The organism is uncultured Shewanella sp. (assembly GCF_947501665.1).
Classification (GTDB): Bacteria; Pseudomonadota; Gammaproteobacteria; order Enterobacterales; family Shewanellaceae; genus Shewanella.
Window position 1 is genome coordinate 22,371 of the sequence record NZ_CANMWS010000040.1, and the last position, 14,468, is coordinate 36,838.

The following is a 14,468-nucleotide window of genomic DNA, read 5'->3' on the forward strand; positions in this document are numbered from 1 at the left end:
GAGCCGTGAAGCTTGTATAAATCACGGCATTATAATGTTGTCTAGGTATTGAATTTATAATGAAAGACGGTAGTTTCCCTGATTTGATATTAGGCTCAACAGTGGTGATTATTTATTTGGTGGTGATTGAGATTTTAGTTTAGACAATTCCATTTCAAATTGTTTTATTTCATATTCTTTTTCAGAAATCTTATTTTGATATTTATGGATTTTATCTTTTTTTCCCGCAGATTCGGCTGAAATAAGATCTGCATCGTATTCGGCAAGTTTTTCTTTTTCTTTGGTTATTTTTTTGGTTAACTCTGCTTTAAGTTTTGTATTAGTACAATTCGCTTTAGCTTGTTGTAGTGCTGTATTTAATTCATTGACTTTATTGATATTGTTATACTTTTTAGCAAGGGTTAGCTGTTGGTTGATTTCACAATACTTTTGTTTACAGCCGATTAAATTTTCACAATTTGGTGAAGCCTGGGTTTGAAATGAGAAACTAATGAGAATAAAACTGATAAAAAGAGTGAGTCGTGCTATTTTATAATGAAATAAGAAATTATATTGATTCAGCATATAAACCTCAAACTGATTTTAATATCACACTTTCTTTTTGATTTAATTACTTAATTTTGATGGTTATTGAGTAATTAAAAGTGTCGTTTATGTTGGAATATATCAGTATTTATTAAAGTATTTGTGGTGTCAATAGTGCTCATGTTTATTACTGCCTTATTCAGAAAGTGTTAAGGGGTAATATCAAATTGATTAAATCGTTGCTCAATTTAGAGCCTCTCAGGCGTTTCAATTCAAGACACATGAATGAAAGAATGATTCTTCCCTAGTGAAGTTATGCAACACCGAAGTGGAATGCTTGTTAAAGCAGGGGCAACTAACGACCTTGTCTATTATATTTTGATTTTCCGCTGAATGACCACCTATCTAATTAAATTGCTATAAAAGACTTTCCTCTTTACTCATAAGAGCGAGCCCGTTGGGAATGTGTAAAAAGACTTATTTCTGAATTGTATTATCTTAAAAGGCCATAGTATTTCAGTAATAATATGCCTTGAATTATGCACTTTTTACGCACTCCAAAAACACGTATTTTGAAGTCTCACGGGTATAATATACATTAATAAGAAAGCGCCACCACCGTGACTTGCAGCTTGAGTTGGAAATCCCCAGATATTGCGGCCCCCTAAAGCGTAGCCAGCCGCAGCCAAAATGAAACCCATTCTTGACTTGAAATGGGTTTGATGACTTGAACTCATTAGGGCTCCTTGTTATCCACAGGTTTTTGGTGAAAGTATTTCTCAGTGAGATAAAGACATAGGGTTATGGAAATGATTGATAATAAGGTAGCAGCTAAAATATCTTGAGGCCAATGTAAGCCTAAAAACAGCCTGCTTAGGCCCATTAAGACACTCCAAATCATCAGTAATATGGGGATAATAACGGCTCCCGATATGATTAAATAGTAATTAACGATTAAAGTCAGAGTCACAGCAAACAGCATATGTCCAGAGGGAAAAGCATAATTGGTTGTTTGTTGCCAGTGCTTTTTAATGTTGGGTGATAATTGAATATTAGGATCTATGCTTTCCAATTTGGGAATAGCCTGAGCAATGGTTTGTTGACGGGCCTTTGTATCTTGATGGCGAAAGGTATCCATATCTAGTAGATGATATTGTGACATTAACGCGATGTCGGGTCTGACTTCTTTGGTGATAATTTTGATGAGTTGTCCGATTCCTAAAGCAAGTATCAAGCTTAAAATGAGAGCCATAATAAGTTTTTTGAACAATGGCTTAGGTATTCTGATAAAGCAAAATGAAATAATGATGAGTGTAGTGATAGCACCGAAAGGAAAGGATGCCGTCACCGTAATCCAGTAGTAAAACTGTGCAACGCTAGAGGAGAGGTCCAGTGATGGAAAAAAGCGTATATCACCCATTAGCATAAAAGAGGTTAGAGAAATTAATATGACAGATGAGATGAGTATCCAAGCTTGAGCAATGCTTGATCTTTTGATGATTTTCGTTTTCACTCTAAGGCCTCTATATTACCGTTTTTGTGTACTGAAGAAAGGGGGATGAACCCGTTATCATTATCAATGCCAGCAACTCGAATATTCAATTTAAGTGAGACTTCCCTTCCGTGGGCCGTAGCTTGATAATTGATAAAGTCAATTTCTTCAGGAATTAATTTAATAATAGATATAGTTTGAGTGAATTGTTTTAAATTAAACGGTTATTTTTTTGTTTGCATCATTTTTTTATCATATCCCAGTGCAATTAGTGCAAGTAATGCGACAATAGTTTCACAAACAAGATAAATGAACATCATATTATTGGCTGAGTTTTCCTGTAAAAGTCCAAGAGATCGAGAGCAAGCCATGCCTAACATAATCACTAAAATTGCCCATAAGCCAAGGCGATAATTTGAGGGCTCAAGTGTAAATAAGGCAAGTACTAGACCTAATCCAAGAGACATGCCGCCAAAGGTGGCTCGTATGTCGATGAGGGCTGAGGCACTTGTCAGTTGTGAATCTGTAATAAATGAAAACAGTGTATCGGGGAAAAAAATAAAGCCTAGGCCATATAATATAAAGAAGATGCTGTTTATCCAGATCAGTATGTATTGGAATTTCATGAAGGCTCTCATTACGATTTTTTTTATAGTATATACCTAAGTGGTATGAATATGCAGGACACAGATCACTAGAATGGCATGAAGGAGGCGGTATGAGATTAGATCAAGTGTTAGTTTTGTCCTTGAGCGTGATGTTGTCATCGTGTTCGATGATTGACTCGAGTCATATTAACTCGAACCACTTTGTTGCTGAAGCCCGTGAGGGGATTTATTTGATATCAACTGAAGAATGTCAATTGATGTATACAAGTCAGGTACTTCATAGTGATTCACCCATAAAGTGTGATAGATTGAAAAAGGTTGTTTTCCCTTTTTCCCCTTTGGTGAATAAAGCATCTAAAACTGTTGATATACCAAGTGAAGTTGATGAACAAATGAGTCAAATGGGAACCTTGGTTGTGCTTGATGTTTTAGCTGAAGAAGTTCTATCATTATTTAACGTATTATATCAATTTCAGTTTCCACTTAAGCAGGCTATACCGGTAGAGTATTTTAGTGAGCGAGAAAAACTCAATGATCATCTCAATAATAGCTATGCTTTTGATTCCCGCTTAATGACGAATAGTACGGCATGGTCAGAGCATGCTTATGGCGTAGCAATAGATATTAATCCTTTTCAAAATCCTTATATTTATATTGGTGACGATCCTAGTGCATTAGTGATCCCCAAAAGTGCTGTGGGGCAATACTTAAATAGAGCAAAATATCGGCCGGGTAAAGTGACGCGATCGGGTATGGCTGAAGAAGTCGTGATTGAGTTTGCTAAACACGGTTTTATTGTTTGGGGAGGAGATTGGGATAGGCCAGTTGATTACATGCATTTTCAAGTCGGTTCTCGCCATTTTATCGACAAGTTAACTTCATTGCCATTGGCATCGGCGAGCGCATTGTTTAATGATTATGTGATTCAAATCAATAGGTGTTTCGATATTGCAAAGGACACCTTAGGCTTTAATGATCAAGAGTTAATACGTAAATTTTGTGTGGATACTATAACCACCAAATTTGAATGAGAATAGCTTAATGGTAAACTGATAACTTCTTTTTAGTGAGAGCGATAAAGATGGCAGCAGTGATTGATACGTTTATAGCGCCTCCATGCTTTAAAAATATTGATATCTTGTTTAAAGATGACTCTATTTTACTAATTAATAAGCCCAGTGGTTTGTTAAGTTTGTCAGGTAAAAACCCATTAAATAAAGATTCTGTACATTATCGTTTGGTTAAAGATTTCCCTACGGCTCTAATGGTGCACCGATTGGACTTTGGTACATCTGGCTTGATGGTTATAGCACTGAATAAAACGGTTAATGCCGCGTTGACAAAACAGTTTCAAGCGAGAACCATTGTTAAACATTATACCAGTATTCTTAATGGACACCTGAAAGAGGATGAAGGTGAAATCAATTTTCCCATAGCAAAAGATAAGGCCCATTTTCCACGACAAAAAATCTGCTTTGACACAGGAAAAATAGCGAAGACCCGATATAAGGTAATAACACGTTTATTTTCACCATTAAGCACTCAGGTTTGTTTTACTCCTGTTACTGGGCGTACACATCAGTTACGGATCCACAGTCACGGAATTGGGCATTCTATTTTAGGTTGTGATTTATACGGTAACATGGAGACTCAAGCAATGGCCAATCGTTTATTATTACATGCCTCACGATTAGAATTTGATCATCCGGTAACGGGAGAAAGAGTTTTTTGGGAGTGTGAGGCTCAATTTTAAAAAAGATCCTTAGAGGATCTTTTTTATTGGTGGCATCTGATATTTTACTCTTCTGGTTTAGCTAGTTTTTGCTCTAAAGCATCAACTTGTTCTTGAAGTGCTGTTAGCTTTTCTCGTGTTTTAACCAGAACATGTTGTTGAACTTCAAATTCTTCACGTGAAACTAAATCAAGTTTCATGAGTTGATTTTGAAGAACTTGTTTAGTGCGCTCTTCAAATTCCCCTGCAAATTGTTTTAACCCGCTAGGGAGATTGTCAGTTAGCTGTTTAGCCATTTCTTCAATTTTTTTTGGGTTAATCATTTGGGCTCTTTTTTTATCGATGTGCTGTTAATAATAATTGTACCTGAGGGATGGTAGATATGCCAAAGTTAGCGCCTTAGTTTTCAATGCTAAGGCGCAGCTTTGTTTCATTAAGCTTTTATTTCCGCTTCTTTAGGGGCAATAGATTCGTCAAACTCTGGTAAGGGGTTATGAGTTTGTGCGAGGTACATATACATGACAGGTAGTACAAATAACGTGAAAAGTGTACCAATGGATAGCCCAGCGACAATGACGAGCCCAATATTAAAGCGTGAAATGGCTCCAGAACCTGAGGCAAATAGTAATGGAATGAGTCCTGCTACCATAGCCGCTGTGGTCATTAAAATGGGACGCAAGCGTATGGATGTTGCCAGTTTAATGGCTGCCAATTTATCTAATCCATTATTGAGTTGCTCTTCTTTGGCGACTTCACAAATTAATATTCCATGTTTACAGATAAGCCCTACTAGAGTGATTAATCCCACCTGGGAATAGATATTCATCGAGGTGAGTCCAAAGACATGGGTCCAACTTAATGCGATAAGTGCACCACTAATGGCCAAAGGAACAGAAACTAATATGACTAAAGGATCTCGTAAACTTTCAAATTGGCTCGATAGGACAAGAAAAATAATGGCAATTGCCAGTGCAAACGTCACGTAAAGCGCGTTACCTTCTTCAACATATTGTCTTGCTTCGCCAAGAAAACTGTAGGTATAGCCTTTTGGAAGTTCATTTTCACCAATATTTTTTAAGAAAGTAATTGCTCCACCAATGGGGGTACCAGGAGGTGCAACCCCACTAATTGTCATTGAGTTCATTTGATCAAAGTGTGGTAAGGAACGTGGCTCTGATGTGACTGTGATATCCACTAAGCTCGATAAAGGCACAGAACGTCCATCTGAGGCGGTGAGGTAATAACCTTCTAAAGACTCTGGGCCAGTTCTATTTTTACGTGCAACTTGCGGAATGACTTCATAAGAGCGACCTTCTAAATTAATACGGTTAACATATCCATCTCCCATCATGGTGGATAATGTTTGACCAATATCTTGCATGGTTATTCCGTAACTTCCTGCAATATCTTTCTTGATTTGAATATTAATATTACCCGAATCGTATTTTAGATCGACTTGAGAGAAAACAAATAAGGGGCTTTTCTTCACTTTTTCAAACACGCCCATACCGATTTCAAATAAACTTTCAAATGGATTTGAAGTGGTGATAACAAATTGAATAGGAAGACCACTGGAACTGCCTGGCAGTTGTGGCATTTCAAAAGTGGTAATGGCCATGCCAGGAATGGTTTTGACCTCTTCCCCTAATGCTTTTTGTACTTGTTTTTGACTCTCACTGCGTTGACTCCAAGGCACTAAAGGGGCAATACCAAAAGATTGGTTAGTTGCTGGTATACCGATGAAGGCAAGAGAAGCCGCGGCTGCAGGTTGTTTGCTTATCATGTCGGTAACCAGTTTCATATTGGATTGTATATAATCTAAGTTGCCTGTTGAAGGGGCTGTACCCATCATCATCACAACGCCATTATCTTCTTTTGGTGCAAGTTCTGATGGAATAAAGCTGAACATAATAGGTAATGACACTAATACAATCGCAGCAAAAGCAAGAATAACGGGTTTGTGGTCTAAAACGGCGGCAAGCATTTTATTATAGCGATTGGTTATACTGTGTAATATGGAATCAACCGTTTTCTCAAATCGTTTAGGTTCATGTTTTGATAACAATACTTTAGAACACATCATGGGGGAGAGCGTCAGGGCAATGAGGCCTGAAATGACGACTGAGCCGGCTAGTGTGAGGGCAAACTCTTTGAATAAGGAGCCTGTTATCCCGCCCATCAATGCGATGGGGGAGTATACTGCGGCGAGCGTAATCGTCATGGAGATCACAGGCACCGCAATTTCCCGAGTACCAATAATAGCGGCTCGAAAAGGTGTTTCACCCAGCTTAATATGCCGGTCGACATTTTCCACCACCACAATGGCGTCATCAACAACTAGACCGATGGCGAGTACCATGGCGAGTAAGGTCATCAAGTTAATTGAAAAACCAAACATCGCCATTACCATTCCGACGCCAATGAGGGAAAGGGGAATGGTTACCACCGGAATAACGACGGCTCTAAGTGATCCTAAGAATAAGGTAATCACAATGATAACAATAACTGATGCTTCACCGATGGTTTTGATGACTTCATTGATGGACTCATCAATAGCCAATGAAGAATCATAAAGTATTTTTGCATTCATGGATGGCGGCAAGTTATTGAGAATATCCGGCATCATATTTCTAGCATCAGCAGCGACTAATAAAGGGTTTGCTGTTGGGGTGACATCAATGGCGACAACGACGGCTTCTTTACCATCAGCCATCCCCCTAATTGTGTCACGACTTTTAGCTAAACTGGCATGTCCAATATCTTCCAAGCGAATCACTTTACCGTCGCTGGTGGTTGAGACGACCAGTTGATTGAGTTCATCGGCGGTGGTGACTTGCGTGTTAATAGTACTGTTTAATGTGGTGTAATAACTGTTCGCTTGGCCTGCTGCTGATTGATAGTTATTCGCCTGTAAGATATTCATGACATCACTGGATGAAATGTTAAAGGCCCCCATTCTTGCTGGATCAAGCCAGACTCGCATACCATAAGTCACACCACCATATAAGTTAACTTTAGCCACACCTGAAATAGTGAATAACTGGGGGGTGACCACTCGATTTAAATAATCGGTTATTTGGCTTGCGTTGAGTTCTTGGCTATTAAACGAAATATACAGTACAGAGGTCTGAGAACCTGTGGACATGGCGATGGTGGGGTCTTGTGCCTCACTGGGGATTTGAGACCCCACAGAGTTGACTTTTGATAAGACCTCAGCCAGAGCACCATTAGGGTCGGTATTGAGTTTCATGGTGACAGTAATGGTTGAAGTACCCAAAATACTGGTTGAAGTCATGTAGTCAATATTATCTGCCTGTGCAATAGCTTGCTCAATGGGTTGGGTAATAAATCCTTGAATGAGGTTAGCGTCAGCACCATAATAATTCGTGGTTACAGTCACAACGGTATTTGTCATTTTTGGGTATTCACGTACTTGCATACCTAAGTAAGAATACACACCCAATAATAACAAGAGCAGACTAATTGAAATGGCCAAAATTGGCCGACGTATAAAAGTATCAGTAAAGCGCATCGCCATTTCCTCCTGTTATAGTTGTGGCATAGTGGTTGGAGTGGGTAAGGCTTTGCTCTCCGTCACTTTGACTTTACTGTTGTTACTTAAGCGAACTTGTCCAGAAGTGACAATTCTATCACCCGCTTTAAGTTTACCTTTGACGAGTGCTTTACCGTCGCTGCGCTCAAGTACTTGCACGTCGACTTGATTGACTCGTTCTACTGTTTTTTTGTTTTCCGTTTTGTTATTTATGATATAAATTGAATTGCCATAGAGAGTATAAGTGATAGCGGTTCGTGGCAGTACTATTTGATTTTTCATCAGAGGAAGAAGAATATCGACTTCGGCAAACATGCCATTACGCAGTTTATTTTCAGCATTAGGTATTTGCGCTTGGATTTGTATGAGCCCGCTTTGCTCAAAGACTGCGGGCTCAATCGCAGTAATGGTGCCAGAAAAGGGGACTTTAGGGTAACTGTCAACAAAGGTGTTTATTTCTTGCCCAACGAAGACTTTAGAGAGTTGTGTTTGAGGAATGGTAAAGCGAATTTTCATATCACTCAGATCTTCAATGCCAACGACGTCAGTGCCAATATTAATATAGTCACCAAGGTTGACCTCTCTTATGCCCATAATGCCATCAAAAGGGGCTCTAATTTCACGGCGGCTTATGGTGGCCTTTAAGCTTTCAATACTGGCGACTAGGGCAAGATAGGTTGATTGACTGCTGTCCACATCTTGTTTTGAAACCGAGTTTTGTTTATACAGTGCTAGATTACGTTCATAGTCTGCTTTTGCGGCAGGTAGTTGCACGACGCTATTTTCAAGGTTGGCTTTTTCGACCTCAGTGTTAAGAGAGATCAGTAATTGGCCTTTTTTAACCTTGGCACCATTTTCAAAATTAATTGAACTGACAACACCTGCATCTTGGTTGGATAAGGTTCCTCCTTGATTGGGTTCAACATATCCAATGGCATGGAGTTTAGGTTGCCACGTTGTGGGTTTGATACTGATGGCTGTTACCGGAAATTCAGGTTCTGGCATATTAGCGATAAAAGTTGATATTTTTTTCTTAATGAAGAGGTTAAATCCGATAACGGAGCCAAAGACGAGAACCGCAATGATGAGCATGACTGTAAACCATTTTTTCATGTGCCTGACTGCCCTGTAATTGAATTGTTATGATAAAGGTACTTGATTAATATTAATATTAGTCGATATTTTTAAAATTTTTCTACTTCTGTAAAACTTACGTTGCACTGTAGCTTATGTGCATAATTCTTGCTCAATATCATGGTAGATTACCATGATTAATTATTAATGATATTAGCTTTTTTTTTGCTGAATCGGGAGAGATTAACTGTAAATTTATATTTATTTAGCTTTATATTGTGGTGTTTGATCACCAATGATGTTTTTCACTTATGGTGTAGTGTATTTCTGGTATCATGCTTGCCTGTTATTTCTTATGTACTGGTTGTCACTTACAGATGAAGCTAAATCCTGGACAAAACGATGCCGTTCACTATGTGACTGGTCCTTGCTTAGTATTGGCGGGAGCAGGTAGTGGTAAAACACGTGTAATTATTAATAAAATTGCACACTTAGTAAAAGATTGTGGTTATCAATCGCGTCACATTGCCGCTGTTACTTTTACCAATAAAGCGGCGCGCGAGATGAAGGAGCGGGTATCTCAATCTATGGGGCGTAAAGAGGCCCGAGGCTTGTGGATTTCGACTTTTCATACTTTAGGTTTAGCGATCATTAAGAAAGAATATAAAGTACTGGGTTTAAAAGCGGGTTTTTCATTATTTGATGACCAAGACAGTTTAGCGTTATTGAAAGAACTGACGCAAAATGAACTAGAAGAAGATAAAGACTTATTAAAAGCATTGGCAAGCTCAATTTCTAACTGGAAAGGGGATTTGGTGATCCCAGAACAAGCTAGAAAAACAGCCAAAGATGAACAATCACAATTATTTGCTTTATTATATCAGCGTTATGCTCAACATATGAAAGCCTATAACGCACTTGATTTTGATGATTTAATTCTGATCCCTACATTATTACTAAGGCACAATGAAGCTGTTCGTGAGCGCTGGCAAGCTAAGATCCGTTACTTGCTGGTAGATGAGTATCAAGACACGAATACCAGCCAATATGAATTGGTTAAATTATTAGTCGGTCAACGGGCGCGTTTTACTGTGGTGGGGGATGATGATCAATCTATTTATTCTTGGCGCGGAGCGAAACCTCAAAACTTAGTCTTACTTGGGCAGGATTTTCCTAAACTCAAATTAATAAAATTAGAGCAAAATTACCGTTCGAGCCAACGAATTCTACGTGCCGCTAATATTTTAATTGCTAATAATCCTCATGTTTATGATAAAGCTCTTTTTAGTGAATTAGCTTATGGGGAGCCACTGAGGGTGTTGGTTGCAGCTAATGAAGAACAAGAAGCTGAGCGAGTCATTGCTGAGATTATTCGGCATAAGTTTGTTGGGAGAACACAGTTTGGTGATTACGCTATTTTATATCGAGGTAATCACCAGTCAAGATTACTTGAACGAGCTTTGATGACGAATAGGATCCCTTATAAATTAAGTGGAGGGACCTCTTTTTTCAGTCGTGCTGAAATTAAAGATATGATGGCCTATTTGCGTTTAGTGGTGAACCCAGATGATGACAATGCGTTTCTGCGAATTGTTAACTTGCCAAAGCGCGGGATTGGCCCTGCGACGTTAGAAGCATTAGGTAATTATGCCAATCAGCGTCATATTTCTATGTTTGAAGCTATTTTTGAAGCAGATTTAAATCATCATTTATCGCCTAGCGCGATGTCCTCATTGTATCAATTTGGGCGGTTTATTGTTGATACTGAAGAAGCCGTGACACGAGGCGATCCCGTCGATGCAGTCAAGACGTTAGTACGAAAGATCAACTATGAAGATTATCTCTATGAAAATAGTACTAGCGCAAAAGCGGCAGAAATGCGGATGAAAAATATTTCTGAACTTTATCGATGGGTAACTGAAATGTTGGCTGGAGATGAGTTGGACGAACCGATGACCTTACCTGAGGTGGTGACACGTTTAACGTTAAGAGACATGATGGAGCGTAATAGTGAAGATGAGGAAGGGGATCAAGTGCAATTGATGACACTTCATGCCTCTAAAGGATTGGAATTTCCCTATGTCTTTATGGTTGGCTCTGAGGAGCGAATTTTACCCCATCAAACGAGTATTGATGAAGGCAATGTTGAAGAAGAGCGTCGACTGGCTTATGTGGGGATCACGCGAGCTCAAAAAGAATTATGGTTTATGCTCTGTCGAGAACGTCGACAATTTGGTGAAACAATGCGCTGTGAGCCGAGTCGCTTTTTAATGGAATTACCTCAAGATGATCTTATTTGGGAAAACCGTAAGCCTCAAGCCTCACCAGAGCAGCAACAAGCGACAGGCAAAAGCAATATCGCTAATTTAAGAAATATGCTTAAAAGCAAGTAGTTGATTGCTAAGCACAGTCTAGTGCTACTTCTTTAGGAAGCACTAAGACCTTGCCTAGGGCAAGGCCTTGCCCTACTGTGATCCCTATTTCAGTGAGTTTGCTCATTTGATCATAATGTTTTATGCCTGTGGCATTGAGGGTGATCCCGAGAGTATGTGCTACTAAGAAATAAGCTTTTGCAAGCTTGAAATGAGGTTCACTTTCTAAATGTGAGCAATAACTGGGATCCAGCTTTAATGCACTAATAGGTAAAAATGTCAGACTGTTTATTGCGCCATGGGCGCTCCCATAATCATTGATCCCTAATTTAACGGTTAATTGGGCTAAGGATTCAAACGCATTAATGTGTGCATTATTGTCTTGGACAAAGGCTTTTTCATTAAAAAAGAGAAATAATTGCTCTAAGCTAAATTGGCATTTTTTTAATTGGTTTTTGAGGCTGCGAAGTGCGTGCTTATGTTTAAGGTGTTGGCTAGAAAGTGATAGATGAATTTGCACTGGATGTGCGCAATATGCTTGTAAATGAGTCATATCTAAGTTGAGCTGATTTAATGTGTATTTATCTAGTTCAATGTTTAAATCGCATTGTTGGGCAATGTTATTGAGTTGAACTTGCTTAATTTTACCCAATTGAGGGTGTAGCCAAAACAATCTAGGTTCAAAGGCAATGAGTGTTTGATCGGTGAGATCGATAATGGGTAAATAGCTTAGCTGCAGTTCATTGTGGTTGATTGCATGTTTTAATTCCTGTTCTAATTCGATATTTTTTACTTGCTGATGTGATTGTTTTTGAAATACAACATAGCATCCTTTACCATCGGACTTGGCTTGATACATGGCTGTATCAGCATTTTTGAGTATGGACTCACTGGTATCAACTTGTTGGTTATCACTGAGTGCAATACCAATACTGGCTGATGAATAAAATACTTTTTGGGTTAATTTATAAGGATGTGCTAAGGCTGTGAGTACGCGTTCAGCAACTTCAATAGCATCTTGTTCTTTATTAATGCTATCTAATAATATGACAAATTCATCGCCACCTAACCTAGCTAAATTGTCATTGAGCCTGATGCATTTTTTGAGCCGTCTTGCTGTTTCAATTAAAAACCGATCGCCTTCTAAATGCCCTAAGGTATCATTTAAGAGTTTAAACCTATCCATATCAATAAAGAGTAAGGCAAATTTATCCTGTGGATGACGACGTAAATGCTTAATTGCTTGAGAGAGTTGCGCCATAAACATGGCTCGATTGGGTAAGCCTGTGAGATTATCATGTTTGGCATCGTGTTGTAATTGATTCTCTATTTGTTTACGTTGGGTGATTTCTTGTTCTAGGTTTTGGTTTAGCATGGCTAATGCTTGGGTACGTTGAACGACTTTTTCTTCGAGCTGCTCGTAGCTGGCTCTTAAGGATTCAGCTGATAACTTCCTTTCGATTGCGGTTGCAATATGTTGAGAAACAAACGTCAGTAACTCAAGATCTTTTTCATGGTAGTTCTGATTGGCATTAAAACTATAGATGGTTAATGCGCCAATCACTTTTCCTTGAATAAAGAGAGGGATCCCAATCCACTGATGAATTTGCCGAGTATTATTTAACTCTGGAGCTTGAGTATAGACAGATAGAGATGAAATTAATTCATCGATATCTTTTTTATGTAGCAGTCTGGGTTTTTGATGCTGAATAATAAACTCGGTTAAGCCATCTTGCAGTGGTCTTGATTTCGGTGATGGAGAGTTAAATTGTGATACGTAAAATGGGAAGTTTAGGGCTGTATGTTGTTTATTGAGTAAGGCGATAAAGCAATTGTTAGCCGCTAATAATCTGCTGATAACATTATGTATTTCTGCATAAAAGCGAACATTATCAATATTAGAGGTAGCGAGATCGGCAATTTCAAATAATGCTTTTTGTAACGTTTCTGCTCGGCGACGCTCGCTGACTTCTTGCTTGAGTTTTTCATAAGCAACGCTGAGTTCTTGAGTGCGCTTATTGATGGCTTGTTCCAGTTGCTCTTGATGTTGGAGGTGCTCAGCTACCGTTGAAATATGATGACTAATAAAGTTCATTAATTCGAGATCAATATCACCATAACTAATTTTTTGATCATAACTTTGAACAACAATGACACCTGAAGTGATGCCGTTATTCTTGATGGGGACACCAAGCCATTGATGGCAATCAGAACCTAAGCTAACAATTTCGTTATTATCGAGCAATTCTTGATATTTTTGATTGTCACACAGTAAGCTTTTTCCAGTTCTAAAAACATAGCCTGTTAGTCCAGATGCTAAGGTTTCAGAGAGGGTATCGGTTGGGTATAAATCTTGTGGGTGAGCATCTTTTTCATCAGCAAAAAAAGGGATTTCAATTTTATTGGTTTTTGCATTGAGTGTGGCAATAAAAAAATTATCGGTGGGGACTAACGTGTCAATTGAGTCATATACAATACCATAAAACTCTTCTTGAGAAGTGACTGAGGCCGCTAAATTTGATATGGCTAATAATGCATTTTGAGTGACCTCTGCGCGTTTATAGATCCTCGCTAGTGCTTTTAAGCGAGCAATGCGTTTATGTAAGCGTGCAACTTCTCTGGCTTCTGGTGTTTTATCCCTAAACATTGATCTCGCCAATTTAAGTATTTTTATGGTTTATTTGTCATGCTAATTCAAGCAGTAAGTCGGTTATCAAATTAAAGAAATTTATATCTATTAGTTATATTGATAGCATGAAATGGCATCGCTTCCAAGTGATACTTAATGGCAAGCAGTGGATTATTTCGGTAAATATTCACTCGGATCTGTTAAAACTTAATCAAACGAACAAAAAAATGAAAACAGAACTAGACGTAGGCGTGATTTATCCCTACTATATGCGTCGCTAACCAAGGCAGGCGCCCATAGCTCAGCTGGATAGAGCGTACCCCTCCGGAGGGTGAGGCCGAAGGTTCGAATCCTTCTGGGCGCACCAGTTGGAGTATGTCAAGGTTAGTGATAGTAAGAGAAAATCCAGTGGTGATTGTAGCTCAGTTGGTAGAGCCCCGGATTGTGATTCCGGTTGTCGTGGGTTCGAGCCCCATCAGTCAC

At 38.8% G+C, this 14,468-nt stretch carries 10 protein-coding genes, 1 tRNA gene and 1 pseudogene; 4 read left to right on the forward strand and 8 right to left on the reverse strand.

The window, feature by feature from the left end; translation table 11 throughout:
- Positions 1 to 108: 108 nt before the first annotated feature.
- The 4 genes and pseudogenes from Q0976_RS22225 to Q0976_RS22240 all read right to left on the reverse strand — a co-directional run bounded on the left by Q0976_RS22225 (position 109) and on the right by Q0976_RS22240 (position 2,643).
- Complete coding sequence (locus tag Q0976_RS22225) at positions 109 to 564, reverse strand: DUF1090 domain-containing protein (RefSeq protein ID WP_299496665.1); 456 nt, start codon at positions 562 to 564, stop codon at positions 109 to 111.
- Between the two features lie 542 nt (positions 565 to 1,106).
- Positions 1,107 to 1,262 (reverse strand): annotated as a pseudogene (locus Q0976_RS22230) (sodium-dependent transporter); the annotation flags it as partial.
- Positions 1,262 to 2,038, reverse strand: a complete 777-nt coding sequence (locus Q0976_RS22235) for a phosphatase PAP2 family protein (RefSeq protein ID WP_299496667.1) — start codon at positions 2,036 to 2,038, stop codon at positions 1,262 to 1,264. The pseudogene Q0976_RS22230 and the gene Q0976_RS22235, both read right to left, overlap by 1 nt.
- 203 nt (positions 2,039 to 2,241) lie before the next feature.
- A complete protein-coding gene (locus Q0976_RS22240; protein ID WP_299496669.1) occupies positions 2,242 to 2,643 on the reverse strand; it encodes a DUF4345 domain-containing protein in 402 nt (133 codons plus the stop codon).
- Positions 2,644 to 2,735: 92 nt separating this feature from the next.
- Between Q0976_RS22240 and Q0976_RS22245 the strand changes: the two genes are divergently transcribed.
- Both Q0976_RS22245 and Q0976_RS22250 read left to right on the forward strand, forming a co-directional pair.
- Positions 2,736 to 3,656 (forward strand): M15 family metallopeptidase, encoded by a 921-nt coding sequence (locus Q0976_RS22245; protein WP_299496671.1) that lies wholly within the window; start codon positions 2,736 to 2,738, stop codon positions 3,654 to 3,656.
- Between the two features lie 50 nt (positions 3,657 to 3,706).
- Positions 3,707 to 4,378, forward strand: coding sequence for a pseudouridine synthase (locus Q0976_RS22250; RefSeq protein WP_299496673.1), 672 nt, complete (start codon positions 3,707 to 3,709; stop codon positions 4,376 to 4,378).
- Between the two features lie 44 nt (positions 4,379 to 4,422).
- Here the strand turns inward: Q0976_RS22250 and Q0976_RS22255 are convergent, their stop codons facing one another.
- The 3 genes from Q0976_RS22255 to Q0976_RS22265 all read right to left on the reverse strand — a co-directional run bounded on the left by Q0976_RS22255 (position 4,423) and on the right by Q0976_RS22265 (position 9,023).
- Complete coding sequence (locus Q0976_RS22255; protein ID WP_299496675.1) at positions 4,423 to 4,680, reverse strand: accessory factor UbiK family protein; 258 nt, start codon at positions 4,678 to 4,680, stop codon at positions 4,423 to 4,425.
- 110 nt (positions 4,681 to 4,790) lie between these two features.
- On the reverse strand, positions 4,791 to 7,889 hold the full coding sequence (locus tag Q0976_RS22260; protein ID WP_299496678.1) for a multidrug efflux RND transporter permease subunit: 3,099 nt from the start codon (positions 7,887 to 7,889) through the stop codon (positions 4,791 to 4,793).
- A 15-nt stretch (positions 7,890 to 7,904) separates the two neighbouring features.
- Positions 7,905 to 9,023 (reverse strand): efflux RND transporter periplasmic adaptor subunit, encoded by a 1,119-nt coding sequence (locus Q0976_RS22265; RefSeq protein WP_299496680.1) that lies wholly within the window; start codon positions 9,021 to 9,023, stop codon positions 7,905 to 7,907.
- Positions 9,024 to 9,361: 338 nt separating this feature from the next.
- Between Q0976_RS22265 and rep the strand changes: the two genes are divergently transcribed.
- Positions 9,362 to 11,377: a DNA helicase Rep gene (gene rep / locus Q0976_RS22270; RefSeq protein WP_299496681.1), complete on the forward strand. Its 2,016-nt coding sequence runs from the start codon at positions 9,362 to 9,364 to the stop codon at positions 11,375 to 11,377.
- A gap of 7 nt (positions 11,378 to 11,384) precedes the next feature.
- Here rep and Q0976_RS22275 read toward each other — a convergent pair whose 3' ends face one another.
- Positions 11,385 to 14,003 carry a diguanylate cyclase gene (locus Q0976_RS22275; protein ID WP_299496683.1) on the reverse strand — a complete coding sequence of 873 codons (2,619 nt, stop codon included), beginning with the start codon at positions 14,001 to 14,003 and terminating at the stop codon, positions 11,385 to 11,387.
- 272 nt (positions 14,004 to 14,275) lie between these two features.
- Between Q0976_RS22275 and Q0976_RS22280 the strand changes: the two genes are divergently transcribed.
- Positions 14,276 to 14,352, forward strand: a tRNA-Arg gene (locus Q0976_RS22280).
- Positions 14,353 to 14,468 lie beyond the last annotated feature (116 nt).

Coding starts and splice junctions, on each gene's coding strand:
- Q0976_RS22225 (WP_299496665.1), bottom strand. CDS start 564: ATGCTGAATCAATATAATTTCTTATTTCATTATAAAATAGCACGACTC.
- Q0976_RS22240 (WP_299496669.1), bottom strand. CDS start 2,643: ATGAAATTCCAATACATACTGATCTGGATAAACAGCATCTTCTTTATA.
- Q0976_RS22245 (WP_299496671.1), top strand. CDS start 2,736: ATGAGATTAGATCAAGTGTTAGTTTTGTCCTTGAGCGTGATGTTGTCA.
- Q0976_RS22250 (WP_299496673.1), top strand. CDS start 3,707: ATGGCAGCAGTGATTGATACGTTTATAGCGCCTCCATGCTTTAAAAAT.
- Q0976_RS22255 (WP_299496675.1), bottom strand. CDS start 4,680: ATGATTAACCCAAAAAAAATTGAAGAAATGGCTAAACAGCTAACTGAC.
- Q0976_RS22260 (WP_299496678.1), bottom strand. CDS start 7,889: ATGCGCTTTACTGATACTTTTATACGTCGGCCAATTTTGGCCATTTCA.
- Q0976_RS22265 (WP_299496680.1), bottom strand. CDS start 9,023: ATGAAAAAATGGTTTACAGTCATGCTCATCATTGCGGTTCTCGTCTTT.
- rep (WP_299496681.1), top strand. CDS start 9,362: ATGAAGCTAAATCCTGGACAAAACGATGCCGTTCACTATGTGACTGGT.
- Q0976_RS22275 (WP_299496683.1), bottom strand. CDS start 14,003: ATGTTTAGGGATAAAACACCAGAAGCCAGAGAAGTTGCACGCTTACAT.